This window comes from Enterovirga aerilata (assembly GCF_013044135.1).
GTDB lineage: Bacteria > Pseudomonadota > Alphaproteobacteria > Rhizobiales > Beijerinckiaceae > Enterovirga > Enterovirga aerilata.
This window is the reverse complement of sequence record NZ_JABEPP010000004.1, coordinates 263099-286556: the sequence shown is the minus strand read 5'-3', so window position 1 is coordinate 286556 and position 23458 is coordinate 263099. Positions and strand designations below refer to the sequence as shown.

21 protein-coding genes are annotated in these 23458 nt (G+C 63.9%); 10 read left to right on the top strand and 11 right to left on the bottom strand.

Features of this window, described 5'->3' with window-relative positions; translation table 11 throughout:
- Positions 1 to 19 precede the first annotated feature (19 nt).
- A complete protein-coding gene (locus HJG44_RS15320) occupies positions 20 to 2053 on the top strand; it encodes an FAD-dependent oxidoreductase (protein ID WP_171219556.1) in 2034 nt (677 codons plus the stop codon).
- A 32-nt stretch (positions 2054 to 2085) separates the two neighbouring features.
- A complete protein-coding gene (locus HJG44_RS15315) occupies positions 2086 to 3615 on the top strand; it encodes a class I adenylate-forming enzyme family protein (RefSeq protein ID WP_171219252.1) in 1530 nt (509 codons plus the stop codon).
- Positions 3616 to 3633: 18 nt separating this feature from the next.
- Here HJG44_RS15315 and HJG44_RS15310 read toward each other — a convergent pair whose 3' ends face one another.
- The 5 genes from HJG44_RS15310 to HJG44_RS15290 form a co-directional block, all read right to left on the bottom strand.
- Entirely contained in the window at positions 3634 to 4089 is a 456-nt protein-coding gene (locus tag HJG44_RS15310; RefSeq protein ID WP_171219251.1) for a PaaI family thioesterase, read from the bottom strand.
- 17 nt (positions 4090 to 4106) lie between these two features.
- Positions 4107 to 4847, bottom strand: a complete 741-nt coding sequence (locus HJG44_RS15305) for a helix-turn-helix domain-containing protein (protein ID WP_171219250.1) — start codon at positions 4845 to 4847, stop codon at positions 4107 to 4109.
- Complete coding sequence (locus HJG44_RS15300; RefSeq protein WP_171219249.1) at positions 4831 to 5685, bottom strand: NmrA family NAD(P)-binding protein; 855 nt, start codon at positions 5683 to 5685, stop codon at positions 4831 to 4833. Before HJG44_RS15300 ends, HJG44_RS15305 begins: the two co-directional genes overlap by 17 nt.
- A complete protein-coding gene (locus HJG44_RS15295; protein ID WP_171219248.1) occupies positions 5682 to 7619 on the bottom strand; it encodes an AMP-binding protein in 1938 nt (645 codons plus the stop codon). Before HJG44_RS15295 ends, HJG44_RS15300 begins: the two co-directional genes overlap by 4 nt.
- A 101-nt stretch (positions 7620 to 7720) precedes the next feature.
- A complete protein-coding gene (locus tag HJG44_RS15290; protein ID WP_171219247.1) occupies positions 7721 to 8482 on the bottom strand; it encodes a glucose 1-dehydrogenase in 762 nt (253 codons plus the stop codon).
- A 113-nt stretch (positions 8483 to 8595) separates the two neighbouring features.
- On the opposite strand from HJG44_RS15290, the gene HJG44_RS15285 reads away from it, so the two are divergent.
- The gene (locus HJG44_RS15285) at positions 8596 to 9903 is read left to right on the top strand and encodes a TetR/AcrR family transcriptional regulator (protein WP_171219246.1); all 1308 of its coding nucleotides are present in this window, start codon (positions 8596 to 8598) and stop codon (positions 9901 to 9903) included.
- Positions 9904 to 9927: 24 nt separating this feature from the next.
- Here HJG44_RS15285 and HJG44_RS15280 read toward each other — a convergent pair whose 3' ends face one another.
- From HJG44_RS15280 to HJG44_RS15255, 6 genes are read right to left on the bottom strand one after another with little or no spacing between them, the layout of a single operon-like run.
- Positions 9928 to 10329 carry a PaaI family thioesterase gene (locus HJG44_RS15280; RefSeq protein WP_171219245.1) on the bottom strand — a complete coding sequence of 134 codons (402 nt, stop codon included), beginning with the start codon at positions 10327 to 10329 and terminating at the stop codon, positions 9928 to 9930.
- On the bottom strand, positions 10326 to 10811 hold the full coding sequence (locus tag HJG44_RS15275) for a PaaI family thioesterase (protein WP_210261141.1): 486 nt from the start codon (positions 10809 to 10811) through the stop codon (positions 10326 to 10328). Before HJG44_RS15275 ends, HJG44_RS15280 begins: the two co-directional genes overlap by 4 nt.
- 16 nt (positions 10812 to 10827) lie before the next feature.
- Entirely contained in the window at positions 10828 to 11631 is an 804-nt protein-coding gene (locus HJG44_RS15270) for an enoyl-CoA hydratase-related protein (protein ID WP_171219244.1), read from the bottom strand.
- Positions 11624 to 12481: an SDR family NAD(P)-dependent oxidoreductase gene (locus HJG44_RS15265; protein WP_171219243.1), complete on the bottom strand. Its 858-nt coding sequence runs from the start codon at positions 12479 to 12481 to the stop codon at positions 11624 to 11626. The genes HJG44_RS15270 and HJG44_RS15265 overlap by 8 nt, the downstream gene beginning before the upstream one ends.
- Before the next feature lie 10 nt (positions 12482 to 12491).
- Positions 12492 to 13691: an acyl-CoA dehydrogenase family protein gene (locus HJG44_RS15260; protein ID WP_171219242.1), complete on the bottom strand. Its 1200-nt coding sequence runs from the start codon at positions 13689 to 13691 to the stop codon at positions 12492 to 12494.
- A 15-nt stretch (positions 13692 to 13706) separates the two neighbouring features.
- On the bottom strand, positions 13707 to 14921 hold the full coding sequence (locus HJG44_RS15255; protein ID WP_171219241.1) for an acyl-CoA dehydrogenase family protein: 1215 nt from the start codon (positions 14919 to 14921) through the stop codon (positions 13707 to 13709).
- A 177-nt stretch (positions 14922 to 15098) separates the two neighbouring features.
- On the opposite strand from HJG44_RS15255, the gene HJG44_RS23745 reads away from it, so the two are divergent.
- From HJG44_RS23745 to HJG44_RS15220, 7 genes are all read left to right on the top strand, one after another.
- Positions 15099 to 17063 carry an acyclic terpene utilization AtuA family protein gene (locus tag HJG44_RS23745; protein WP_246736276.1) on the top strand — a complete coding sequence of 655 codons (1965 nt, stop codon included), beginning with the start codon at positions 15099 to 15101 and terminating at the stop codon, positions 17061 to 17063.
- Positions 16963 to 18381: an acetyl-CoA carboxylase biotin carboxylase subunit gene (locus HJG44_RS15245; RefSeq protein WP_346767190.1), complete on the top strand. Its 1419-nt coding sequence runs from the start codon at positions 16963 to 16965 to the stop codon at positions 18379 to 18381. The genes HJG44_RS23745 and HJG44_RS15245 overlap by 101 nt, the downstream gene beginning before the upstream one ends.
- Complete coding sequence (locus HJG44_RS15240; RefSeq protein ID WP_171219239.1) at positions 18381 to 18884, top strand: acyl-CoA carboxylase biotin carboxyl carrier protein subunit; 504 nt, start codon at positions 18381 to 18383, stop codon at positions 18882 to 18884. The genes HJG44_RS15245 and HJG44_RS15240 overlap by 1 nt, the downstream gene beginning before the upstream one ends.
- A 1-nt stretch (position 18885) precedes the next feature.
- Complete coding sequence (locus HJG44_RS15235) at positions 18886 to 20493, top strand: acyl-CoA carboxylase subunit beta (protein WP_171219238.1); 1608 nt, start codon at positions 18886 to 18888, stop codon at positions 20491 to 20493.
- Between the two features lie 106 nt (positions 20494 to 20599).
- Positions 20600 to 21784, top strand: coding sequence for a lipid-transfer protein (locus HJG44_RS15230; RefSeq protein WP_171219237.1), 1185 nt, complete (start codon positions 20600 to 20602; stop codon positions 21782 to 21784).
- A gap of 24 nt (positions 21785 to 21808) precedes the next feature.
- A complete protein-coding gene (locus HJG44_RS15225) occupies positions 21809 to 22639 on the top strand; it encodes an SDR family NAD(P)-dependent oxidoreductase (RefSeq protein WP_171219236.1) in 831 nt (276 codons plus the stop codon).
- Between the two features lie 173 nt (positions 22640 to 22812).
- On the top strand, positions 22813 to 23457 hold the full coding sequence (locus HJG44_RS15220; protein WP_210261140.1) for a TetR/AcrR family transcriptional regulator: 645 nt from the start codon (positions 22813 to 22815) through the stop codon (positions 23455 to 23457).
- The last annotated feature ends 1 nt before the right edge of the window (position 23458 follow it).

The following is a 23458-nucleotide window of genomic DNA, read 5'->3' as shown; positions in this document are numbered from 1 at the left end:
AATGGGAGGTAACGTGGATATGTCCGACAGGCGCGGAAGAACCTTCGAGAAATTGCTGTCCCCGATCCGGGCAGGCGTCCACGATCTGCGAAACCGGGTCATTATGGGCTCGATGCACACGCGGCTTGAAACCGAAGCCAACGGTATCGAAAGACAGGTCGCGTTCTATCGTGAACGCGCGCACGGCGAAGCGGCAGTCATCGTGACTGGCGGTTTTTCGCCCAACGCCGAAGGCATGTTCGATCCGGAAGGTCCGCGGCTCGACGATCCGCAGCAGGCGCTGAGCCTCAAGCCGATTTGCGATGCAGTCCATCAGGAAGGCAGCCTGATTTGCGCGCAGATCTGCCACGCGGGGCGTTATGCCAAGTTTGAAGGTTGCGTGGCACCTTCGCCGATTCGGGCGCCGATAAACCCCTATTCCCCGCGGGAGATGAGCGAACAGGATATTCTGCACACCATTGAAGATTTCGCCCAGGCAGCGCTCAACGCGCAATCTGCCGGTTTCGATGGCGTCGAAATCATGGGCTCCGAAGGCTATCTCATTAATGAATTCACCGTGACCCACACCAACAAACGCGAGGACGAGTGGGGTGGCAGCGCCGACAACCGGCACCGCTTCGCGGTCGAAATCGTGCGCGCGGTGCGCGACCGCTGCGGACCGGATTTGCTGGTCATCTACCGTATTTCGGCGGCCGATCTTGTCGAGGGCGGCGCGCCCGCCGAAGAGATCGCCGCGCTCGCCCGCAAGATCGAGGCCGCCGGCGCCGACATTCTGAACACCGGAATCGGCTGGCACGAGGCGCGCGTGCCAACGATCGCCTACCCAGTACCGCGTGGCGCCTGGCGGAAGGCGGCGGCCAACGTGAAGGCGGCGGTGTCGATCCCGGTGGTGGCCTCGAACCGAATCAATACCCCCGAGGTCGCCGAGGATATCCTGGCCTCCGGGGATGCCGACATGGTCTCGATGGCGCGGCCCTTCCTCGCCGACCCTCATTTCGTGAAGAAGGTGCGCGAGGGTCGGGCCCATGAGATCAACACCTGCATCGCCTGCAATCAGGCATGTCTGGATTTCATCTTCTCGGACCGTCCGGCAAGCTGCCTTGTCAATCCGCGCGCCGGCCGCGAGACGGAATTCCGTGACACGCCGAGCGAGACCCCGAAGAAGGTGGCGATCGTCGGCGGCGGGGCGGCGGGTATGGCCACGGCCGCCGAGGCCGCGCGGCTTGGGCACGCGGTCACGCTTTTCGAGGCAGAGAACCGGCTGGGCGGGCAGCTCAACCTGGCACGTGCGGCCCCGGGCAAGCACGAGTTCGACGAAACGCTGCGTTATTACACCGCTCAGATGGACAGGCACGGCGTCACCCTGCGGCTGGGCTGTCGCGCCACTGCCGACGATCTTGCCGGGTTCGACCATGTGGTGATCGCCTCAGGCGTGACCCCTCGCATTCCGGACATTCCGGGCATAGATCATCCCAAGGTCGCCACCTATGCCGAGATCCTCTCCGGCGCGCGCGAGGCCGGACAAACCGTGGCCATCATGGGCGCCGGCGGGATCGGCCATGACGTGGCCGAATTCCTTGTCACCCATCCGGCTGAGGCCAACGAGAACGCGGCCTTTTTCGACACGTGGGGTGTGGACGGACAGTTCAGGAATGCCGGCGCGCTGGCGGGCGATCCACTGGCCGCGGTGCCTGCAAAGCGCAAAGTGGTGATGCTGCAGCGCAAGACGAGCAAGGTGGGACAGGGGCTTGGCATTTCGACCGGCTGGATCCTGCGCAACGCGTTACGCAAACACGGAGTCGAGACCTTAGCGGGCGTGGTCTACCAGCGTATCGATGATGGGGGGCTCCACGTCCTTTCGAACGGCGAGACAAAAGTTATCGCCGCCGATACGATCGTTCTCTGTACGGGACAGGAACCCGTACGGACGCTGGTCGAGGCGCTTGCGGCCCGCGGCATTTCCGCCACGATGATCGGCGGTGCGGCCGAGGCGGCTGAACTCGATGCGCTGCGTGCGATCGATGAAGGAGTGCGCCTCGCCCAGTCTTTGTGAACAACCAGGATCGATTGCCAGGGAGGAGCATCATGCTGCCGGAGGTGGCCCGCGCCGGGCGGGCAGATGTCTATTCGATGTTTCGCACGAGAGCGCGCGAGCAACAAGGTGCGCTTGCGCTCGAGAACGGAGAGATAAGACACAGCTACGGCACCCTTCTGGGCCGTGTGGACCGTCTCGCTGCGGTGCTTCTGGCGCGGGGGGTAAAGACCGGGGACCGGCTGGTGATCCTGTCGCACAATCGCGCCGAGTACCTTGAACTGCAACTGGCCGCCGCCGGGATCGGGGCGATCGTCGCCTGTTTGAACTGGAGGCTGGCCGCGCCGGAGCTCAAGCACTGCATCGACCTGGTCGAACCGGTTCTGGCCGTGGTCGAGCCAGAGTTGCGCGCGGCCTTGGACGCGGTCTCGCACCTGCCGGTTCTGGAAATCGGCCCCGACTGGGAGGCCGCACTGGCTGGAGCAGAGCCAGATCCGCGCATCGACGCGCTGGTGAATGACGTGGATGCGGGGCTGACCATCCTCTACACCTCCGGCACCACGGGGCTGCCCAAGGGCGCACTCATCAGTCATCGCGCCCATATCGCGCGTTCCATGGTTTTTGCGGCGCAGCTCGCGCTCCAGCCTGATGACGCCTTCATCGCCTGGGCGCCGATGTTCCATATGGCGTCGACCGACCATGCGCTAGCCACGATCTTGCGCGGTGGCCCCGTGGTGATGGTCGATGGGCTGCAGCCGGCGGTCATCAATGAGGCGCTGAGCCGCCACAAGGTCGGCTGGTTCATAATGATGCCCGGTGCGATCGACGCCTTCATCGCGGAACGTCGCGCCAATCCTCTGCCGATCAGAGGCGTCAGGGTCTGCGGCGCTATGGCCGATCTGGTGCCGCCGCATCAGATTGCAGAACTCACGTCGCTGATCGGCGCGCCCTATCTCAACTCCTTCGGCGCGACCGAAACGGGGCTGCCGCCGGCCACGGCCGAGCTGATCCCGGTGGGCGTCGCGCCGAAACGTCTGTCGAAGCGCGCCAGCGCCTTCTGCGAGGTGCGGCTTGTCGATCCGGAGGGGCGCGAGGTGGCGGATGGAACGCCCGGAGAAATGGCCGTGCGCGGCCCCACGCTGTTTTCCGGGTACTGGAATGCCGACGAGACCAACGCCCGCGACTTTCGCGGTGGCTTTTTTCATATGGGCGATGTCTTCCGCCGCAATGCGGACGGCACCATCGACTTCGTGGACCGCGCCAAGTATCTCATCAAGTCGGGTGGGGAAAACGTCTATCCAGCCGAGATCGAGCGGGTGCTGCTGGCGCATCCGCAGGTGATCGATGCCGCCGTCGTAAAGGCCGGGGACCTGCGCTGGGGCGAACGCCCGGTGGCCTTCGTGGCACGGCACGTCGACGGCCCCGATGCCGACGAGCTGATGCGGCTTTGCCGCGAGCAACTGGCCGGCTATAAGCGGCCGCGCGAGATCCGCTTCATCGCTTCCGAGGACTTCCCGCGCTCGACCAGCGGCAAGATACAGCGCCACGTCCTGCAAGCCTGGATTGAGGGCGAGGCCAACTGAGGCCTGCCTCGACTGCGCCTATCCGCTGACGCCCGTCCGTCCAAACAGCGCCATCAGCGTGCCGGTCATCGTGGCGACCAGCTTCTCGGTCCCGCCCTTCAGCGCATGGGCGCGCGCCTCGCAGATGGTGAGGGTGCGGCCAAGCTTGACCACCTCGGCCTCGAAGCGGAAGCGCTCGCCGTCGGCTGGGTTGAGGAGGTTGATCTTGAACTCCACGGTCAGCACCGCCGCTTCGGTCGGCATCAGCGAGAAGGCGGCGTAGCCGCAAGCGCTGTCGAGCGCTGTCGAGACGATGCCGGCGTGAACGAAGCCGTGCTGCTGGGTCAGCGCGTCGCTGTGCGCCATCTCCAGAACGATGCGCCCAGGCGACAGGTCGGCAATGGTGATATCCAGCGTGTGCATCACCTTTTGGCGTCCGAAACTGTCGCGCACGCGTGCGTCGAAATCGGGGTTCTTCGGCTCGAAACCGGGCATGGCCTGTATGCTCCTCGTCAGGGATCGATGAGCAGTCTTAGGCGGGTTTCGAGTCCCTGATCTTGGAAGAAACGGCCAGAGGGCCGCGCGCGGGCAAGGCGGCGGAGCACGCCCGGTGGGGCGTCGGCGAAGGCGCGGCAGGCGGCCGACATGTGCGACTGGTCGTAGTACCCTGCATCGAGCGCCAGTTCGCTTAACGCCTGATCGCGCGCCGCAAGCCCGTCCAGCAGGGTCCGGAAACGCCGGGTGGCGACGAGCCGCCGTCGCGACATGCCGGTGGTCGCGCGAACGCAACGCCGTTCACTTCGCGCGCTGGCGGGGGCGGAGTGGCTGCCGGAGAAGGTCAGGTCGCAGGCGAGCTGGTCGAGTGCCGCAACAAGCGGCGCCCAGGCCTCACCGTTCCTCGCCATCGCCAGAAGGGCACGGGTCAGTGCGTCCAGATTCCTTTCGGAGGGGAGAAGGTGGGGCGCGGCTTCGAGGCGCATTCCGGCGATCGCGCCCTCGAAGGGCGCGCGGCGCGGGCTGAAGGCGGGGCGGGGCGTTTCGAGGTCGAGGCGCGCGCGGGGGCCGCGATCGGCTCCGCCGCGCAGCGTCAGGGAAAGCGTAAAGAGATCGGTGGCGAAGCGGCCGGTGCCGGGACCCGACAAGAGGCCGCAATCGCAGTAGACGAAGAAATGGTCGATCTGGGCGGGGGCCCCGGCCGGCGGCGCGAGCTCGAGATAAAGCGGCGCGGGCGCCGCCTTATCCGACGTAGGCATGCCTGTTCTCGGCCACAAAGTCGCGGAAGCGGCGCGCCGGGCGGCCGAGCACCTCGCTGACCGTGGTCTCAATGCCGGCGAGATAGCCCTTGGCTGCGAGCGAGGCCAACTCCACCATGGCGGCGGCGACGTCGGGGTGCATGCCGTTCGCAATCATGTGCGCCTTGGCCTGATTCGGCGGCAAGGAGGCGCATGTCACCGCGCGGCCTGTCGCCTCGCTGATGAGCGAGGCGATCTCCTCGCCGGTCAACGCCTCCGCGCCCGTCAGGCCATAGGCCTTGCCAGCATGGCCCGCGCCAAGCAGCGCCTCGACCGCCACATCGGCGATGTCACGGGCGTCGACCCACGCCACCGGCCCACCCAGATCGTCATAATAGACGCCATCGGAGACGATGTTTTCAGCCTGCCACAGAAGGTTTTGCATGAAATAGGTGGGCTGAACCAGGGTCCAGTCCATGCCGCTGTCCTTCAGCAGTTCCTGGCTTTCGGAATGCCACATGCCGAAGGTCAGCCGCGCCCTGGGCGAAGCACCGAGTCCGGTGGACATGACCACATGGCGCACGCCCGCCGCCTTGGCCGCGACGATGGCATTGGCCTTCCAGCGGCGCATGTCCTGATGCGGCGGCGTCACGAGATAGGCCTTCTCCGCTCCTTGGCAAGCGCGTTCCAAAGCGTCGCGGTCGCCGAAATCCGCCACGGCGGCATCGCAGCCCTTCGCCACCAGCGCCGCAGCCTTCGCAGGCTGGCCGGTGACGGCACGCAGCCTCGCGCCCCTGGTGAGAAGCGCTTCCACCAGTGGCGCGCCGGTGGTGCCCGTGGCTCCGAAGACCGTGATCATGGCTTGTCCTTTCTCAGGGCCGCGATGGCCTCCATCGTTTCGGGATTGCTGATCGAGGAGAGGTCGCCCGGATCCTCGTCCAGGAAGGCGGCGCGCACGATCCGGCGCATCGTCTTCATGCTGCGGGTCTTGGGCAGCGCCTCGACGAAATGGATCTCGCTCGGGCGGAAGGGCCTCGAAACCACCTCGCCGACGCGGTCCTTGAGCTGCTCGACGAGCCTGTCATCGGGCGTCACACCGGGCGCCGTGACGCAGATGCAAATCACCGTTGTACCCTTTATGGGGTCGGGGACGGGTATCGCCGCTGCATCCACAACTTTCCCCGTTTCGGTCAGCGCCGCCTCGATCTCCGGTGGCCCGATGCGCTTGCCGGCAATGTTCAGCGTGTCGTCGGAACGGCCGAGGATAAACCAGGTGCCGTCCGGATCGCGCCGCGCCCAGTCGCCATGGCGCCAGATGCCGGGAAACGTGGACCAGTAGGTGTCGAGATAGCGCTTTTTGTCGCCCCAGATCGTCGGCGTCAGCCCCATCGGCGGCCGGGTGACGACCAATTCGCCGACCTCGCCCGGCGCAGCCTCGCTGCCGTCCACGCGCAGCACCTTGGCGCCGACGCCCAGCGCCTGACCCGAAAAGCCGCCCGGCTTCACCTCGTGCAGCACGGTCGAGGTAAGGATTGCGCCGAAGAGCTCGGTTCCACCCGAAATGTTGAGCGGTACCGCGTGGTGCCGGCAGATATGCTCCAGGTGCCAAAGCCAGGCATCGTCGGTCCAGGGCTCGCCGGTCGAGGCGACGATACGCAGTGCGGAAAGATCGTACCCCCGCAGCGGCGCGGGATCCTGCGTCATGAATTGCCGCACCAGCGTTGGTGCAGCGCCCATATGAGTAACTTTGTTCTCGGCGGCCAGCCGCAGTAGGCGGAAGGGATCGCCCGGCATCGAGGGCGCTCCTTCGGCGAGCACCAATGTGGCGCCCGCAAGCAGCACCGAAATCAGCGTGAGGGGCCCCATCACCCAACCCATGTCCGTCATCCACAGGTGGCGGTCGTCGTGCTTCATGTCGAGACACAGCAGAAAATCGGCCGTGGCCTTGGCCTGTACGCCCAAATGCGTGTGAACCACTCCCTTGGGCTTGCCGGTCGTGCCCGAGGTGTAGGCGATGAGCAGCGGTGCGTCGGTCTCCACCGGATGCGCCGGCCGCGTCGCGTCGGCTTTACCGATGGTTTCCTGCCAGTCGAGATCGCGGGCCGGATCCGCCACTGGGCCGCCGAAGCGCCGCAGGCTGAACACGGTATGCACCGAGGGCACCTCCGCCAGTGCCTCGGCCAGGGTGGCCTCCATCCAGACCGGCTTGCCCCGCCGGGGCGTCGCATCCGCAGTCAGCACGGCGACGGCACGGGCGTCGTTCAGGCGGGTGACGATGGCATGCGGCGCAAACCCGGAAAATAGCGGGACCGCCACGGCGCCCAGCCGCGCGATGCCCAGAAGCGCGGCCTCGATCTCGGGGATCATCGGCATGTAGATGCCGACGCCCTGGCTGGGCTTCACCCCACGCGCCGAGAGGGCGGAGGCAACGCGCGCGGCTTCCTCGGCAAGCCGGGAATAGCTCCATTGCTGGCGGCTGCCGTCTTCGCCCACCCAGTCGATCGCTGTCTTATCGCCGAGCCCCTTCTCGATGTGCGCGTCGAGACAGGTTTCGGTGAGATTCAGTGCGCCGCCGATTCCCCAGCGGATGTTCTCCGGTCCGGCGCCGATTTCGCGCAGACGGTCGTACGGGCGGGCGAAACGAATGCGGGTGAGGTCGAGAATTTGCGTCCAGAACCAATCCGGGTCACTGTCTGCGCGTTCGACCAATTCCTCGTAGTTCGCGACGCCACAACGGTTCATGAATGCCGCGAGCGTACTTGTTTCCTTGATGGTTTGGTCGGCCTCGAACATCACCGATCTTCTGACCTAATAAAAAGGGGCCGCACTGAAATGCGGCCAGGTGGGGAGGAAACCTTGACATCGTTCGGAACCGGAAAGCACCGCGCGGCCTGTCAACCGTGCATTGACAGCCCGCCCGATACGGAAATGACCTGTCCGGTTATGAATCCGGCATCGTCCGAGGCGAGGAAGCACACAATCCCGGGATAGTCCGTCGGCTGGGCGAGACGTTTCATGGGGATCGCCCGTTTCAGGCCTTCCGCAATCTTCTCTCCGGCCTCGCCCTTGGCGACTTCTGCGAATAGCGGGGTGTCTGTCGGACCGGGCGCGACCGCGTTGAGCTGAATGCCCTTGCGGGCCAGTTCCCGCGCGACAGTCTTGGTAAAGGAAATGATGCCGCCTTTGCAGGCCGAATAGACCGCCTCGCCCGAAGAGCCGACGCGGCCCGCATCCGAACTGATGTTCACGACGCGGCCGGACCCATTCCTTACCATGCCCGGAAGAACAGCATGATGCATGTGAAGAGGGCCGTAGAGGTTGATGTCTATGATCTTCTTCCACAGATCAAGATCGGTCTCGAGGAACGGCTTGATCTCATCCCATCCGGCGTTGTTGACCAGCACGTCGATCGGCCCGCCGGCCTCGAACTCGGCCACTGCGGCGTCCACTGCCTTGCGGTCGGTGATGTCGACGGTGTAAGCACGCGCCTTGCCGCCTGCATCTTCGATCGTTCCGACGGTTTGCCGGGCACCTTCTTCATTGAGGTCGAAAACCGCAACCTCGGCTCCTTCCTCGGCGAAGCGGGTGCAGATCGCCCGCCCGATTCCGCTTCCGCCACCCGTGACGATTACTCTCTTGCCTTTCAGTCCGCGCATTCCCGTTTCTCCTTTTGCCGGTGTCGCAGGCACCGTGGAATGACCGCGCATTCTAACGCTTGTTCGAATTACCTCAACTGATAAACTGATGTCCAGCGTCGAAAGAGAGATCCATGGAAGAAATCCTCCCCCACAGCCCCGGCGACGAGCCATACGGGAAATCGGTGCAGACGCGTCGCGCGATCCTCCTGGCGGCGGCGAAGCTGTTTAGCAAAGAGGGATACAACGCGACCACCATGCGGCGGATCGCCGAGGCGGCGAACCTGGAAGCCGGTAGCATCTACTATCATTTCGGCTCGAAGGATCAGATCCTGGACGAGGTCCTCGATATTGGGGTTAGACAACTCTACGAGCAAATTCGGGGGATCGTCGAACGGTCGGCGGCGGAAGGTGACCCATTCCGGAAAACGTTCGCGCAGCTTGTCGACACTCACCTTTGTTTCCTTTTGAAAGAAAGTGATTTCACTTCGGCGAATATCAGGAACTTCCCTATGCTGTCGGACAAGCGCCGCAGAGCGCATCGTCCCTTGCGAAAGGCCTATGCGCAGCTCTGGCGATCATTTTTGCAGCACCATCAGGACGATCTGCGTGGTGACATCGCGGTCACCCTGGTCAGCCAGTTCATCCTCGGAGCTATGAACTGGACAGCGGAATGGTACGACAGCGAACGTTATCCGATCAGTCTGCTGTCGGAACGCTTGTCGAAACTGCTGCTCGACGGCATGTGCACCAAACGTGGCGGAACGGTCAGAAAATCGGTCGAATCTCTTGACCTGACAGATGGACTCGAACCAGCGGGGAAGGCCGAACGAACCCGCCATCAAATCCTTCGCACGGCCGCGCAAATCTTGCGAGAGAGCGGCTACAAGGCCGCTACAATACGACGTGTCGCATCGGAAGCGGGCCTTGAGGCAGGCAGCGTCTACTACCATTTCGGCTCGAAGGAGGAAATTCTCGATGAGGTGCTCGACCTGGGCCTGCGTGATCTCTTGAACGGCGTCAGCCATGCGACCGCCATATGGCCGAACAAGGAGGATCATAGAAACCGCATTGCGACCGCGATCGCGACGCATATGGCATATTTGTTCCGTGCCAGCGAGTTTACCTCCGCCAACATCCGCATCTATGGGATGCTGCCGGAAGGGATCCGCTCGCGCCACCGGCCTGTTCGACACCAATACGCGAAGGTCTGGGATCAGCTGTTGCGCGAGGCGCAGACGGCCGGAGCCTTGCGCTCCGACATCAAGGTGGTTCCGCTACGGCAGGCCATGCTGGGCGCGCTGAATTGGACGGTCGAATGGTTCGATCCCGGCAAGGGCGACCAACGCGGATATTATACGCTTTCAGCTTTCACGGATCTGCTCATCAAAATGCTGCTGGACGGTATTTCGGCCAACGGCTCAGCCCCGAAGATCACATAATCGGGGCGCGAAGAATAGCATGCCTCAGACCAATAGAAAATGATACAACCCTTCGGCCACCGGCCGGGAGTCGTCATCCTGCCAACAGGCCGTCCGCACGCTTGCCATGCGCTTGCCCTTCCGCGTCACTGTGGCTTCGGCCATCAGGGCCCCTTTGACCGCCGGGCGCAAGTAGTCAACCGTCAGATTGATCGGCTTGGGTGGCTGCAGATCGGGACCATGGCTTACGCTGATCGCGGCGACCGCCTCCATGAAGCTCGCGATGATTCCGCCATGGTAGTATTCCATGATCGGATTTCCGATCAGTCGTTCGGCGAACGGCATCGTCGCGGCCGCATGCGTTTCAGCAAGCTCGGTGATCGTGAAGTCGAGAAACTGGAAGAACGGTACTTTCCTGAGCTGCTGAGTTGCGAGATCCGGCGTCATTTGGAGGACCTGCTTTGCGTCATCGCATCGAAAATGCTGACCTCGCCCCGTGTGAGCGCAAAACTGGCGGCGCCACGGGCCACTTCGGCCTGATCCGGCTCATCGAACCAGATTCTGCCCGAATTGAACGCGATATGCCGGGTCTGCCGAATGCATTCTGCGCGCACCATGACGTCGGCCCGCGATTTCGCCGGGCGCAGATAGTCGACGCGGAGGTCGAGTGTCGCCATGCTGCTGATCCCGTCGATCGCCACGAAATTCGCTAGTCCGAACACGCTGTCCAGAAGGGCCGTCAACACCCCGCCATGCAGCAGGGTTTTGTCCTCGTCGGCGCAGAAAGCGGGGTTGTACGGCATCCTGACCAGAACGCCATCAATCGCCACCTTTTCAATCTTCAGGTTCATCTCGGTAATCAGACCACGTCCGCGATGGTTCCACATCCTGGCGATCTGATCTAGTTTCTTCTGGTCCGGATGGGTCAACTGTAAGGCCGATCTGTCAGTCGCCAAAGAATGCGGGCTTTCGTTTCTCGAGGAACGCGGCAAGAGCTTCGTGGTGGTCCCTGGTCTGGTGCATCAGTGCCTGGTAGGCGGCGGCGGTATTCAGGAAATCCGGCAGGTCCATGCGTTCGGCATTGCGCATCAGCCGCTTGGCGACGCGCAGTGCGCGGGGCGGCTTGGCCGCAATTACGGCCGCACGCTCCCGCGCCCGCGCCATGAGATCGCCATGCGGCACCACCTCAAGCACCATTCCTAGCTCCAGCGCCTCCTCGGCCCCGACCATCCGTCCGGTGAATGTCAGTTCGGCCGCTTTCTGGTGACCGAGCCGCCGCAGTAGGAACCAGGTACCTGCGTCGCCAGGAATGATTCCGAGGTTCAAGAACACCTCGCCGAATTTCGCCTTCTCCGATGCGATGCGCATGTCGCACATCATCGTCAGGTCGCAGCCCGCGCCCACGGCCGGGCCGTTGACAGCCGCGATCGTAGGTATGTCGAGATTGTAGAGCGCGAGCGGTATCCGCTGAATGCCGGTGATGTAGCTGTCCGCCGCGGCCAGCGGATTCTTGCGGAACACGCTTTCGGGGTCAGACATTTCCTTGATATCGCCGCCAGCGCAGAAGGCCGGGTCTGCGCCGGTCAGGATCATGACACTCACCCCGGGATCGCGCTGCGCCTGGTCGAACGCGTCGAGCAGCCCCGCGATCATCTCATTGCCGGTGACGGGATTGCGCCTGTCGGGGTCGTTGAGCGTCACCGTTGCGATGCGATCGGCAATCTCGAGCAGGACGACGGATTCACTCATTCTTTCCGTCCCCCCGCTGACGCTCCTGGAACATGTCAGGATGGATCATGTCGCGGGCGTCGTGGCCCATGTGCAGGGTTTCTCCCCCGTCCACATACACATCCTCGCCGGTAATGAAGGAACCGAGCCTGGAGGCAAGAAAAATGATCGTCCCTGCGACGTCTTCCGCCGCCCCCATGCGGTTAAGAACTGACCGGTTTAGCTCGTGCCATTTTTCCGGCGGTATCGGGTAGCGGCCGAGCGCCTCTGTCTTGATCGTACCGGGAGCTACGCAGTTCAGGCGGATGCCGTATTCACCCCATTCGGCGGCGAGCGTCTTCATCAAGCCTGTGACGCCTGCGCGCGCGGCAACGGTATGGGCGAAGCCCGTCAGTGCGGTGCGGGTCGAGATCGCGGTCACGAATACGATCGAGCCGCCGTTCTCGAACATGAAGTGGTCGGCGGCGGCGCGCGTCATCTGCCACGAGCCGATCAGATTGTTGCGGATAACCGCCTCGAACCCTTTGTTGGTGATGTCGCGGGCGGCGGCGATATACTGGCCGCCGGCATTGTTCACAAGCACGTCGAGCCGACCGTAGTGATCCTTGATCTTCAGCATTGCCGCCTCGACGCTCTTCTCGTCGCGAGTGTCGCCCGGCACAATGAAGGCTTCGCCCCCCATCGCGCGGATCATCTCGGCGGTTTCCTGAAGCGGCTCCTCGCGACGGGCGAATAGCGCCAGTCTGGCCCCGCAGGAAGCCATTTCGAGCGCTGTGGCGCGGCCCATGCCGGAGCCCGAGCCGGTCACGAGAGCCACCTGGCCTGCCATGAGGTCGGGGGCGTAACGGCTCTGCACTTGTTTTTCTGCCATGTACCGGGCCTCAGTTCTTCAGAAGTTCGCCGGAGATGATGAGCTTGCGCACCTCCTGCGTGCCCGCACCCACCTCGAGCACCCGCCCCGTCCGATAGAGGCGGTTGACCTCGGTGTCGCGCATGTAGCCCGATCCGCCGTGAATCTGCACCGCGCGATCCAGCACGAAGGAGGTCGCCGCCGCAGCCTTGAAGATTGCCGCGGCCGTCAGCTTGTGGATCTCGCCGCGCCCGCCTTCGCCTTCTTCCAGACCCTCGCACATGGCGGCGGTGCGCAGCGACAGGCTTCGCGCAGCCTCGATCGCGGTATACATCTCGGCCAGCATGGCCTGCACCATCTGGAAATTGGCGATCGGCTTGCCGAACTGCTGGCGCGTCTTGGCATAATCGATCGAGATCTCCAGCGCCCGGCGCGCAATGCCGATGGCGTTGAAGCAGACAATGGCGCGTTCAAGATCGAGCCCCGACATGGTCACCGCCACACCGCCGTCCAGCTTGCCCACCATGTTTGCCGCCGGCACCCGGCAATCCTCGAACACCAACTCGCCCGTGGGCGAGCCGCGGAACCCCATCTTGTTGAGCTTCTGCGCCACCTTGAAGCCCGGTGTGTCGGTCTCGACGATGAAGGCAGAAATTCCCTTGGCGCCCTTCTCGGGCGAGGTCTTGGCATAGACCAGCACGATATCGGCGATCGGGCCGTTGGTGATATAGATCTTGGAGCCGTTGAGCACGTAGTGGTCGCCGTCCTTCCGGGCGGTCGTCCGCATCGAACCGAGCGCATCCGATCCCGCGCCCGGCTCCGTCAGGCCCAGCGCGCCGATCAGCGAGCCGTCGCAGAGGCCCGGCAGATACTTCCGCCGCAGATCGTCATTGGCGTTACGGTAGATGTTGTTGACGCAAAGATTGTCATGGGCCGCGTGGCTCAGCCCGATCGCCGCCGAGGCGCGCGACAATTCCTCGGTGATGATGCAGGCCGAGGTGAAATCGAGCCCCGCACCGCCGAATTCAGGCGCTACGTTGAGGCCCAGATAGCCCATCTCGCCCAGCTTGGGAAAGATGGAGGGCGACAGGTCGTCGGTGTCGTCCATTTCGGCGTTCAGGTGATGAAACTCGGAAAAAAAGAACTTGCTGGCCTGATCGGCCAGCGCCTGCTGCTCTTCTGTCAGGTAATGGGTCGGCAGGTCGGGGATGTTGCGCAATCGCTCGTTCATAGCTGGTGTCCTCGCTTAGGCGCGTAGCAGTTCTTCGGCAATGATAATTTTTCGCACCTCGCTGGTGCCTGCACCGATTTCCAGCAGCTTGTTGGCGCGGTAGAGCCGGTTGATCTCGGTATCCTGCATGTAGCCCGAGCCGCCATGGATATGGCACGCTTCGGTCACGGCCTTGTTGAAAGCTTCGCCAGCGTAAAGGCAGGCGGCGGCGGTGAGCTTATGGATTTCGCCGCGTCCACCGGCGCCCTTGGGCAGGCCGACGCAAGCCGCGAGCGCGCGATAGCCGAAGGCGCGTGCGGTTTCGACCTCGACATAGATTTCCGCGAGCTTCGACTGCACCATCTGAAAGCTGGCGATCGGCTTGCCGAACTGTTCGCGGATCCTGGCGTAGTCGAGCGCCAGCTCCAGAGCCCTTTCGGCCATCCCCACGCAAACCGAAGCGACCATCGCCCGCTCCAGGTCGAGCCCACTCATCACGACCGAAACGCCGCTGTTCTCGGCCCCGATCATGGCCGAGGCGGGCACGCGGCAGTCCTCGAACACCAGCTCGCCCGTGGGCGAGCCACGGAAGCCCATCTTGTCGAGCTTCTGTGCCACCTTGAAGCCGGGATTGTCGGTCTCCACGATGAAAGCCGAGATGCCCTTGGCGCCCTTCGCCTTATCGGTTTTTGCGTAAACCAGGATGACATCCGCGATCGGGCCGTTGGTGATGTAGATCTTCGAGCCGTTGATCACATAATCATTGCCGTCGCGCACAGCGCTGGTGGCCATCGAGCCCAGCGCGTCCGAACCCGCGCCGGGCTCGGTCAGCCCAAGTGCGCCGACCAGCTCGCCCGAGCACAGGCCGGGAACGTATTTCCGCACCTGCTCATCCGAGCCGTTCCTGAGGATGTTGTTGAGGCACAGATTGTCGTGCGCGCCGTGCGAAAGGCCGACTGCCGGGTTCCATTTCGAGATGGTCTCTGACACCAGGGCCTGGGTAAATTCGTTCTGGCCGCTGCCGCCCAGCTCCTCGGGCGCGGTAATGCCCAGCAGCCCGAGCTCGCCCATCTGCCGAAACAAATCCTCGGGCCACCATTCTTCCGCATCCATCTTCTCTTGCAATGGATGAAGAATCTCGCGCGCAACCCGATCCACGTGATCCACGATCTGCCGTTGTTCGGGCGTCAGCGAATAGTTGGCCTTTATGGCCGCGAGCGCGGCCATGCCTGGCCCAGCCTGGACGTTCATCTTTGATCCTCCCGATGGCTGCGCAACTTGCCTATTGATCGGAATCAAACATATGTTAGAAAACGTTTCAAGTGGTGTCGAGCTGCGTGTGTCTTTTTTGGGCATGCGCTTGGGAGGAAAGACGGGAAGCTTGCCATCGGCGTCCACCCGAATGGACGGGGCGACAGGGAGGTTGCGATGACTGGGCGAACTGTGCGCATCGGCTGCGCCTCGGGGTTCTGGGGCGACACGCCCGAGGCGGTTGGCCAACTGGTGACGAAGGGCGACATCGATTATCTGGTCTTCGACTATCTTGCCGAGATCACGATGTCGCTGCTTGCGCGGGCGCGGGCGAAGTCACCGGAAGCGGGTTATGCCCCGGACTTTGTCCAAGCAGTTGCGCCTTATTTGCCTGAGCTCAAGCGCAAGGGGATCAAGGTTGTCGCGAATGCCGGCGGGGTCAATCCGCGCGGCTGCCGCGAGGCGCTGGCCAAGGCGGCGGAGGCGGCCGGCATCAAGATCAGCATAGGTGCGGTGCTGGGTGATGATCTGCTGGACCGGTCGGACGAACTGCGCGCCCGCGGCGTGACCGAGATGTTTTCGGGCGCGCCTTTCCCGGCCAAGCCGATGAGCATGAACGCCTATCTCGGCGCGCGACCGATTGCGGCCGCCCTCGCTGCGGGTACCGATATCGTGGTGACCGGCCGCTGCGCTGACAGTGCGGTAGCGCTTGGGCCGCTGATGCATGAATTTGGCTGGGGCGACGAGGCCTGGGACCGGCTCTCCCAGGGTTCGCTTGCGGGCCATCTGATCGAATGCGGCCCGCAGGGCACGGGCGGCAATTTTACCGACTGGCGGGAGGTGCCAGGCTGGGACGATATGGGGATGCCGATCGTCGAAGTGTCGGAAGACGGCAGCTTCATCATGACCAAGACCCCCGATACCGGCGGGCTGGTGGTGCCGGCCTCGGTCGGCGAGCAGATGCTCTACGAAATCGGCGATCCGCAGCGCTACATCCTGCCCGATGTGATCTGCGACTGGTCGCAGGTGACACTGGAGCAGGTGGGGCCCGACCGGGTGATGGTGAAGGGCGCGCGGGGGCTGGGACGCACCGACAGCTACAAGGTGTCGGCCACCCATGCCGACGGCTGGCGGGCGATCACCACGCTGACGCTGGCCGCGATCGAGGCCCCCGCCAAGGCCGAACGTGTGGCCGAGGCGATCCTGACCCGCTGCCGCCGTATTTTCCGCGGCCGCAACCTCGGTGATTTTTGGCAGGTCAGCGTGGAGGTGCTGGGTGCGGAGGCGGCCTATGGGGCAAACGCCCGCGCCCGCACGCGCGAGGTGGTGCTGAAGATCGGCGCGGTTCATGACGACCGCGCCGCGCTGAACATCTTCGCCGGTGAAATCGCGCCGATGGCGGTCTCCTCCGCGCAGGGGCTCACCGGCTTCTTCGCAGGCCGGCCAAAGGTGCAGCCGGTCGTGCGGCTTTTCTCGTTCCTGCATCCTAAAGCCGACACGCCCGTCATTGTAGAGGTGGACGGCGAGACGGTGCCGGTAAAGGTAGCGACGGAGGCGGTGAGGCTTCCCGCGCCCAAGCTGCATCGCGGCGAGGCGGGCAATCCGGGCCCCGATTCGGTGACGGTGCCGCTCGTGGCGCTGGCCTGGGCACGCTCGGGCGACAAGGGCAACATCGCCAATATCGGCGTGATCGCGCGCAAGCCTGACTACCTGCCCTGGATCCGCGCCGCTCTGACCGAGGAGCGGGTGAAGAAGTATTTCGTGCATGTCTGCAACGGACCGGTCGAGCGGTTCGAGCTGCCCGGCATTCATGCGCTGAACTTCCTGCTGCACGACTCCCTCGGCGGCGGCGGCATCGCCTCTGTCCGCATCGATCCCCAGGGCAAGGCTATGGGCAGATCCTGCTGGACATCGGGGTGTCCGTGCCGGCCGAGCTTGCCGCGCGCCACGGATTGTCGGCGCAGCAGGCGGCATGAGGGGCGAACCAGGCATGCCTATCCAGAAGCTTCTCGTCGCAAATCGCGGGGAAGTCGCCGCGCGGATCCTGCGCACCGCGCGGACGCAGGGCATTGCAACTTCCGTTCTGCGGCATGCGAACGAACAGCCCGGCCCCGCGCACCTCATCGCGGACAAGATCGTTGAGATCGACGGCCCGACGCCGGTCGCGGCCTATCTGGATATCGACCAGATCGTTGCGGCAGCCCTGCGGGTCGGTGCGGATGCGGTGCATCCCGGTTATGGCTTTCTCGCAGAAAACGCCGCCTTCGTGAGGGCGCTGAACGCCGCCGGCATAACATTTGTCGGGCCCACCGAGGACGTGATCGACCTGATGGGCGACAAGGTGCGCGCCCGCGCCTTCGTCGCGGAACGCGGATTCCCGGTGGCGCCTGCCGCGATCGAGGATGACGATCCGGCGAGTTTCGTCGAGCGCGCCCGTGCCGTCGGCTATCCGCTCCTGATCAAGCCCTCCGCCGGCGGCGGCGGCAAAGGAATGCGCGTGGTGCGCGAAGATGCCGCGCTCGAGGCGGAGATCGAGACCGCGCGGCGCGAGGGCAAGCGCTATTTCGGCGACGGACGGCTGTTCGTGGAGCGCTATATCGAGCGCCCGCGCCACATCGAGGTACAAGTGATGGGCGATGGCTGCGGCAATGTCGTGCACTGCTGGGAGCGCGAATGCTCGATCCAACGCCGGTTCCAGAAGATCATCGAGGAGACGCCCTCGCCGGCGCTGAGCCCTGAGCAGCGGACCGAGATTTGCGAGACCGCCGCCGGGATCGCGCGCGCGGTGAACTATCGCGGCGCGGGTACGGTGGAGTTCATCTATGCGCCGGACGGCGCATTCTATTTTCTTGAGATGAATACTCGCCTGCAGGTCGAACATCCGGTGACGGAAATGGTGACCGGCATCGACCTCGTGGCTGAACAACTACGCATCGCTGCCGGTGGGGGACTCAGCCACGCCCAGGCGGAAATTCGCCAGACCGGTCACGCCATCGAGTTGCGCATCTGTGCGGAGGACGCATTCGCCGATTTCCGGCCGGCCATCGGCGAGGTGCTTCTGGTGGAAGAGCCGCAGGGCGCGGGCGTTCGTGTAGATAGCGGCATTCTGGAAGGCGGCAAGGTGACGACCGATTTCGACCCGATGCTTGCCAAGCTCATCGTCCATGGCTCTGATCGCGCCGGCGCCATCGCGCGTGCGCGGGCTGCGGTACAGGGTTACGTGATCCTGGGTGTGACCACCAATACCGGCTATCTCGATGCGATTCTGGCACATCCGCGCTTCCTCTCGGGCGACGTCTCGACCGGGTTTCTCGCCGAAGAGGCAGCAGTGCTGACCGCGCGCGGTGAGGACGTTACCGATATCCTTGTGGCCGCAACGGCCTTGTCGGACGGCCGGCTTGTCCGCGCGGTCGACGAGATACCCGAGATGCACCGGCTGATGGGCGCCTGGAGAAACTGATGCGGCGGTTACTCGAGATCGGCGGCGAGCAAATTCCGGTGTGGCTCGCCCATACCGGCAAAGGATATGTCGTGCACGCTCGGGATCGGGCCGTACCCTGCGCCCTGACTTGCTCTCAGGGCAGGGGCGCTTACGTGCTGGAGCTCGAGGGGCGGAGCATCCCGCTGCGTCTGGCGGTGAGCGAGACGGCGACATTCATCCATCTGTACGGCCGCGCCTACGAGATCAGGCGCACCGATCCGGCGGACCGGCTGGTTGAGGGCGGCGCAGGTGCCGGCCAGGACAGTATCGTGGCCCCGATGCCGGGGGTCGTTGTCTCGGTCACGGTTGGACCCGGCGACCGCGTCGAAAAGGGCCAGACGCTCCTCGTGATCGAGAGCATGAAGCTCGAGACCACGCTAAGCGCGCCCCGCGACGGCGTGGTAGCCGAAGTTCCGTTTGCGCCCGGCGAAGGCTTCGGTCTCAAGGACGTTCTGGCGCGCCTTGCGCCCGAGGAGGAATAAGATGCGCCGGATCCAGAGCCGGATCGATGTCAACGCCGTCGAGTACAGGGAAAACTACGCCGCCATGACCGGGCGGCTGAAAGAATTTCATGCGCGCCAGCACGCCGCCCGCTACGAACGCCCGCAGCGCGATCTCGACCGTCTGGCGCGGCAGAACAAGCTGACCGTGCGCGAGCGGCTCGAGATGCTGCTCGATCCCGGCACGCCGTTTCTGGAGTTTTCCACGCTCGCTGCCTGCCGCGCATATGACGGCACGGTGCCTGGTGCGGGTGTGGTGACGGGCATCGGCATCGTGCAGGGGCGTGAGGTGGCGATCCACGCCAATGACGCAAGCGTCAAGGGCGGCGCCTGGTATCCGCTGACCGTGAAGAAGATCGTGCGGCTCCTCGATATCGCCATCGAGAACCGCCTGCCGGTCGTGCACATATGTGACAGCGCGGGCGGCTTCCTGCCGCTCCAACACGGCGTCTTTCCCGACCGCTATCTCGGTGGCCGGGTGTTCCGCAACCAGACGATCCTGAGCCGGATGAACGTGCCTCAGCTGGCTATCGTCGGCGGGCATTGCACCGCGGGCGGTGCCTATGTCCCGGCGCTGAGCGACTACAACATCATCGTCGAAGGCACCGGCGCGATCTTTCTCGGCGGCCCGCCTCTCGTGAAGGCGGCGACCGGTGAGGAGGTTGGCGTCCAGGAACTGGGTGGCGCGATCATGCATACCAGCGTGTCGGGCACCGGCGATTACCGCGCCGCCAGCGAGGCGCAGGCCTTCGCGCTCGCTCGCGAAATCGTGAGTCAGTGGAAGCGGTCCCAGAAAGCGGTGATCGAGACCGCGCCGATCGAAGAGCCCTTCTACGACCCGCAGGAGCTCTACGGCATCATTCCGAAGGACCGCAAGACCCAGTTCGACATGCGCGAGGTGATCGCGCGCATCGTGGACGGGTCACGATTCCACGAATATCAGCCCCACTATGGCACGACCCTGGTCTGCGGCTTCGCCCATATCTGGGGCTTCAAGGTCGGGATTTTGGCCAATAATGGCGTGTTGTTCAACGACAGCTCGCTCAAGGCTGCGCATTTCATCCAGCTCTGCAATCAGAACCACACGCCGCTGATCTTCTTCCAGAACATCACCGGCTTCATGGTCGGCCGCGAATACGAGGAACGCGGAATCACCAAGGACGGAGCAAAGATGCTGATGGCCCAGGGCGGCTCGGTGGTGCCGAAGTTCACGGTGATCGCCAATGCCTCTTACGGGGCCGGCAATTACGGCATGTGCGGTCGGGCCTGGGACGCGCGGACGCTGTTCATGTGGCCGCAGGCCGAGATCGGCGTTATGGGTGCCGAACAGGCCGCCAACACCATGGCCGACGTGAAGATTCGCCAGATGCAGCGCGAGGACCTGGAACTGACCGACGAGGAGATCGCCGCGATCCGAGAACCGGTGCTGGAGCGCTACAAGCGCGACGTGGAGGCCTATACCTCGACCTCCGAGATTTGGGACGACGGCATTCTCGATCCAGTCGACACCAGAAATGCTTTGGCGATGTCGATCTCTGCCGCACTTGATGCTCCGATTGACGATCCGCATTACGGTGTCTTCAGGATGTGACAGTGCGGCTGGGCAGATGCCCGGAGCGCGGAAGGAAGTTGTTGGTCGCGACGGCTGTTGGAAATCGCTGCTCAGCCGGACACCCATGTGATTGGAGGAGATTTCAATGAGTGACAAAGCCTATGTCGTAGGTATCGGAATGGTGCCCTTTCAGAAACCTGGCAAATCTGAGAGCTACGACGTGATGGCCGCGAAGGCCGCGCGCACGGCGCTGGAGGATGCAGGCCTAGCCTATGACAAGGTGCAGCAGGCCTATGCCGGCTATGTCTATGGCGACAGCACCTGCGGCCAGCGCTCGCTCTATCGGGTTGGGATGACCGGGATACCCGTCATCAACGTCAACAACAACTGCTCGACCGGCTCGACCGCGCTGTTCCTGGCGCGCCAGGCGGTCGAGAGCGGCGCGGTGGACTGTGCTCTGGCTCTGGGGTTCGAGCAGATGCAGCCCGGCGCCATCGGCGCGATGTTCAGCGACCGGGTCAGCCCTTTTGCAGCCTTTGACGAGGAAACCGACGATCTGGTGGGCAATGCCGATATTCCGCTTGCGCTGCGGTATTTCGGCGGCGCGGGCAAGGCGCATATGGATGAATTCGGGACAACACTTGAGACCTTCGCCAAGATCCGCGCCAAGGCCAGCCGTCACGCGGCGAAGAACCCGGTTGCGCTGTTTCGCCAGGAGGTAACGCCCGAGGAGGTGTTGCAGGCGCAGGTGGTCTGGCCGGGCGTCATGACGAAGCTGATGGCCTGCCCGCCCACCTGCGGCGCGGCGGCCGCGATCATCTGCTCGAAGGAATTCGCGGAAAAGAACCGCCTCGATACTTCTGTGCGAATAGCCGCACAGGCAATGACAACCGATGGCCCCGAAACCTTCAATGCCCATGACATGCGCGAGGTCGTCGGCTCGTCCATGGCGCGGCGGGCTGCCGAGCAGGTCTACGAGGCGGCCGGGATCGGCCCCGACGATGTGGACGTGATCGAGCTGCACGATTGTTTCGCCCACAACGAGCTCATCACCTATGAGGCGCTAGGTCTCTGCGGTCGCGGCGAGGCGGCGAAGCTCGTCGACGATGGCGACAACACATATGGCGGCAAATATGTCACCAACCCCTCGGGCGGGCTTCTTTCAAAGGGCCATCCGCTGGGTGCGACAGGCCTGGCGCAGTGCGCCGAGCTCGTGCAGCAGTTGCGTGGCGCAGCCGGGGCCCGCCAAGTCGAGGGCGCACGTCTGGCGCTTCAGCACAATCTGGGAGTGGGTGGTGCCTGTGTGGTGACTCTTTACGAAAAGGCCTGAGGCGGGCGAACGGGAGGAGACGACATGGCGGGGAAGCTCAAAGGCCGCGTGGCTCTGGTTTCAGGTTCGGGCCGCGGCATCGGGCGCGAGATCGCGCTGAAGCTGGCTTCGGAAGGCGCGCGGGTTGTGGTGAACGATCTCGACGCCGACCCGGCCAACGAAACCGCCGAGGCAATCCGCACCGCCGGCGGCGAAGCCGTGGTTTGCGCGGGCAGCGTCACCGAGGACGGCTTCGCCGAACGTTTCGTGCAGACCGGGGTCGACAGCTTCGGCGGGCTCGACATCATCGTGAATAACGCGGGCTACACTTGGGACCGCGTGGTCCAGAAGATGACAGACGAGCAGTGGCACGCGATCATTGACGTGCACCTGACCGCCCCGTTCAAGATCCTGCGCGCCGCACAGCCGGTGATCGCAGCCATGGCCAAGGAAGAGGCCGCGGCCGGTAAGGAGGTGTTCCGCAAGGTCGTCAACATCTCCTCGATCGCCGGCACCGGAGGCAATGCCGGCCAGATCAACTATTCCGCCGCCAAGGCCGGAATCCTGGGCATGACCCGGACGATGGCGAAGGAATGGGGGCGCTACAGAGTGAACGTCAACGCAGTGGCCTTTGGACCGATCCGCACCCGTCTGACCGAGGGCAGCGCCGACGGCGGCAACAAGATCACGGTCGGGAACAAGGAGATCAAGGTCGGCGTTAACCCCGACCTGCTGAGCCAGATGGAGCGGATGATCCCGCTGGGCCGGGTCGGCACGCCCGAAGAGGCGGCTGGTGCCGTCTATCTTTTCTGCTCGCCCGAATCGAACTTCATCTCGGGCCAATACGTGATCTGCGGGGGCGGCTTCACCATCTGACCTATGCGGTCGCAAGCCCGCATGGCGGGGTTTGAACACCGCGGACATTGTGGCCGGGCGGTACGGATACCGGCTGTTCCCCCAAAAGGCTGACGGAGAATGAGCCCCTTGAAGCACGGTTGACACTTCCATGGAAACAACCTAACAAGTGTTAGTTATGCAAGGAGCTTAAGTTGGATCCTTCCGTGGCCGAACGCGCTTCAAGAACAGTTTCAGCTGCTTCCATTCGCAACCCAGTCGGGCGCGACGGCATACTGGATGTCGCGGCGCGGCTTTTTCGCGAACAGGGCTATGGCCCGGTTTCGCTCAGAAAGGTCGCCGAGGCAGCGGGCATCAAGGCGGGTAGCATCTATTATCATTTCGGCTCTAAGGACGAGATTGTCGTGGCCATTCTGGATGCGGGTATCAGGGCCGTCCACGAAAAGATGCGCCAAGCTGTTTTGGGGCATCCCGATGGCGCCGCTGCCGCCGCCATTCTACGGGCCGCGATCAGGGCACATCTGCGCGCGTTGCTGGATGTGAGTGACTACTCTTCTGCCAATGTGCGGATTTTCGGGCAGGTGCCGCAATCCGTCCGCGACGCCAATCTGCCTAAGCGCCGGGCCTACGAGGCCGAGTGGGACAATCTGTTGACCCGGCTTCAGAAGGACGGAGCCTTGCGGCGCAACGTCGATATCCGCCGGCTGCGCCTGATGCTTATCGGCGCGCTGAATGCAACGCTGGAGTGGTTCGACCCCGAACGCGGCAGCGTCGAGGCACTGGCCTCGGCATATGCCGACGTCTTTCTCAATGGAATGCTGGAACAGCGGGAAGTCTGAT

Bases quoted from the DNA above. Each gene is read 5' to 3' on its own strand.
- HJG44_RS15315 (WP_171219252.1), top strand. From the start codon at position 2,086: ATGCTGCCGGAGGTGGCCCGCGCCGGGCGGGCAGATGTCTATTCGATG.
- HJG44_RS15320 (WP_171219556.1), top strand. From the start codon at position 20: ATGTCCGACAGGCGCGGAAGAACCTTCGAGAAATTGCTGTCCCCGATC.
- HJG44_RS15270 (WP_171219244.1), bottom strand. From the start codon at position 11,631: ATGAGTGAATCCGTCGTCCTGCTCGAGATTGCCGATCGCATCGCAACG.
- HJG44_RS15235 (WP_171219238.1), top strand. From the start codon at position 18,886: ATGCGCCGGATCCAGAGCCGGATCGATGTCAACGCCGTCGAGTACAGG.
- HJG44_RS15290 (WP_171219247.1), bottom strand. From the start codon at position 8,482: ATGCGCGGACTGAAAGGCAAGAGAGTAATCGTCACGGGTGGCGGAAGC.
- HJG44_RS15280 (WP_171219245.1), bottom strand. From the start codon at position 10,329: ATGACGCCGGATCTCGCAACTCAGCAGCTCAGGAAAGTACCGTTCTTC.
- HJG44_RS15255 (WP_171219241.1), bottom strand. From the start codon at position 14,921: ATGAACGTCCAGGCTGGGCCAGGCATGGCCGCGCTCGCGGCCATAAAG.
- HJG44_RS15305 (WP_171219250.1), bottom strand. From the start codon at position 4,847: ATGCCTACGTCGGATAAGGCGGCGCCCGCGCCGCTTTATCTCGAGCTC.
- HJG44_RS15240 (WP_171219239.1), top strand. From the start codon at position 18,381: ATGCGGCGGTTACTCGAGATCGGCGGCGAGCAAATTCCGGTGTGGCTC.
- HJG44_RS15295 (WP_171219248.1), bottom strand. From the start codon at position 7,619: ATGTTCGAGGCCGACCAAACCATCAAGGAAACAAGTACGCTCGCGGCA.
- HJG44_RS23745 (WP_246736276.1), top strand. From the start codon at position 15,099: ATGACTGGGCGAACTGTGCGCATCGGCTGCGCCTCGGGGTTCTGGGGC.
- HJG44_RS15310 (WP_171219251.1), bottom strand. From the start codon at position 4,089: ATGCCCGGTTTCGAGCCGAAGAACCCCGATTTCGACGCACGCGTGCGC.
- HJG44_RS15285 (WP_171219246.1), top strand. From the start codon at position 8,596: ATGGAAGAAATCCTCCCCCACAGCCCCGGCGACGAGCCATACGGGAAA.
- HJG44_RS15225 (WP_171219236.1), top strand. From the start codon at position 21,809: ATGGCGGGGAAGCTCAAAGGCCGCGTGGCTCTGGTTTCAGGTTCGGGC.
- HJG44_RS15300 (WP_171219249.1), bottom strand. From the start codon at position 5,685: ATGATCACGGTCTTCGGAGCCACGGGCACCACCGGCGCGCCACTGGTG.
- HJG44_RS15260 (WP_171219242.1), bottom strand. From the start codon at position 13,691: ATGAACGAGCGATTGCGCAACATCCCCGACCTGCCGACCCATTACCTG.
- HJG44_RS15265 (WP_171219243.1), bottom strand. From the start codon at position 12,481: ATGGCAGAAAAACAAGTGCAGAGCCGTTACGCCCCCGACCTCATGGCA.
- HJG44_RS15230 (WP_171219237.1), top strand. From the start codon at position 20,600: ATGAGTGACAAAGCCTATGTCGTAGGTATCGGAATGGTGCCCTTTCAG.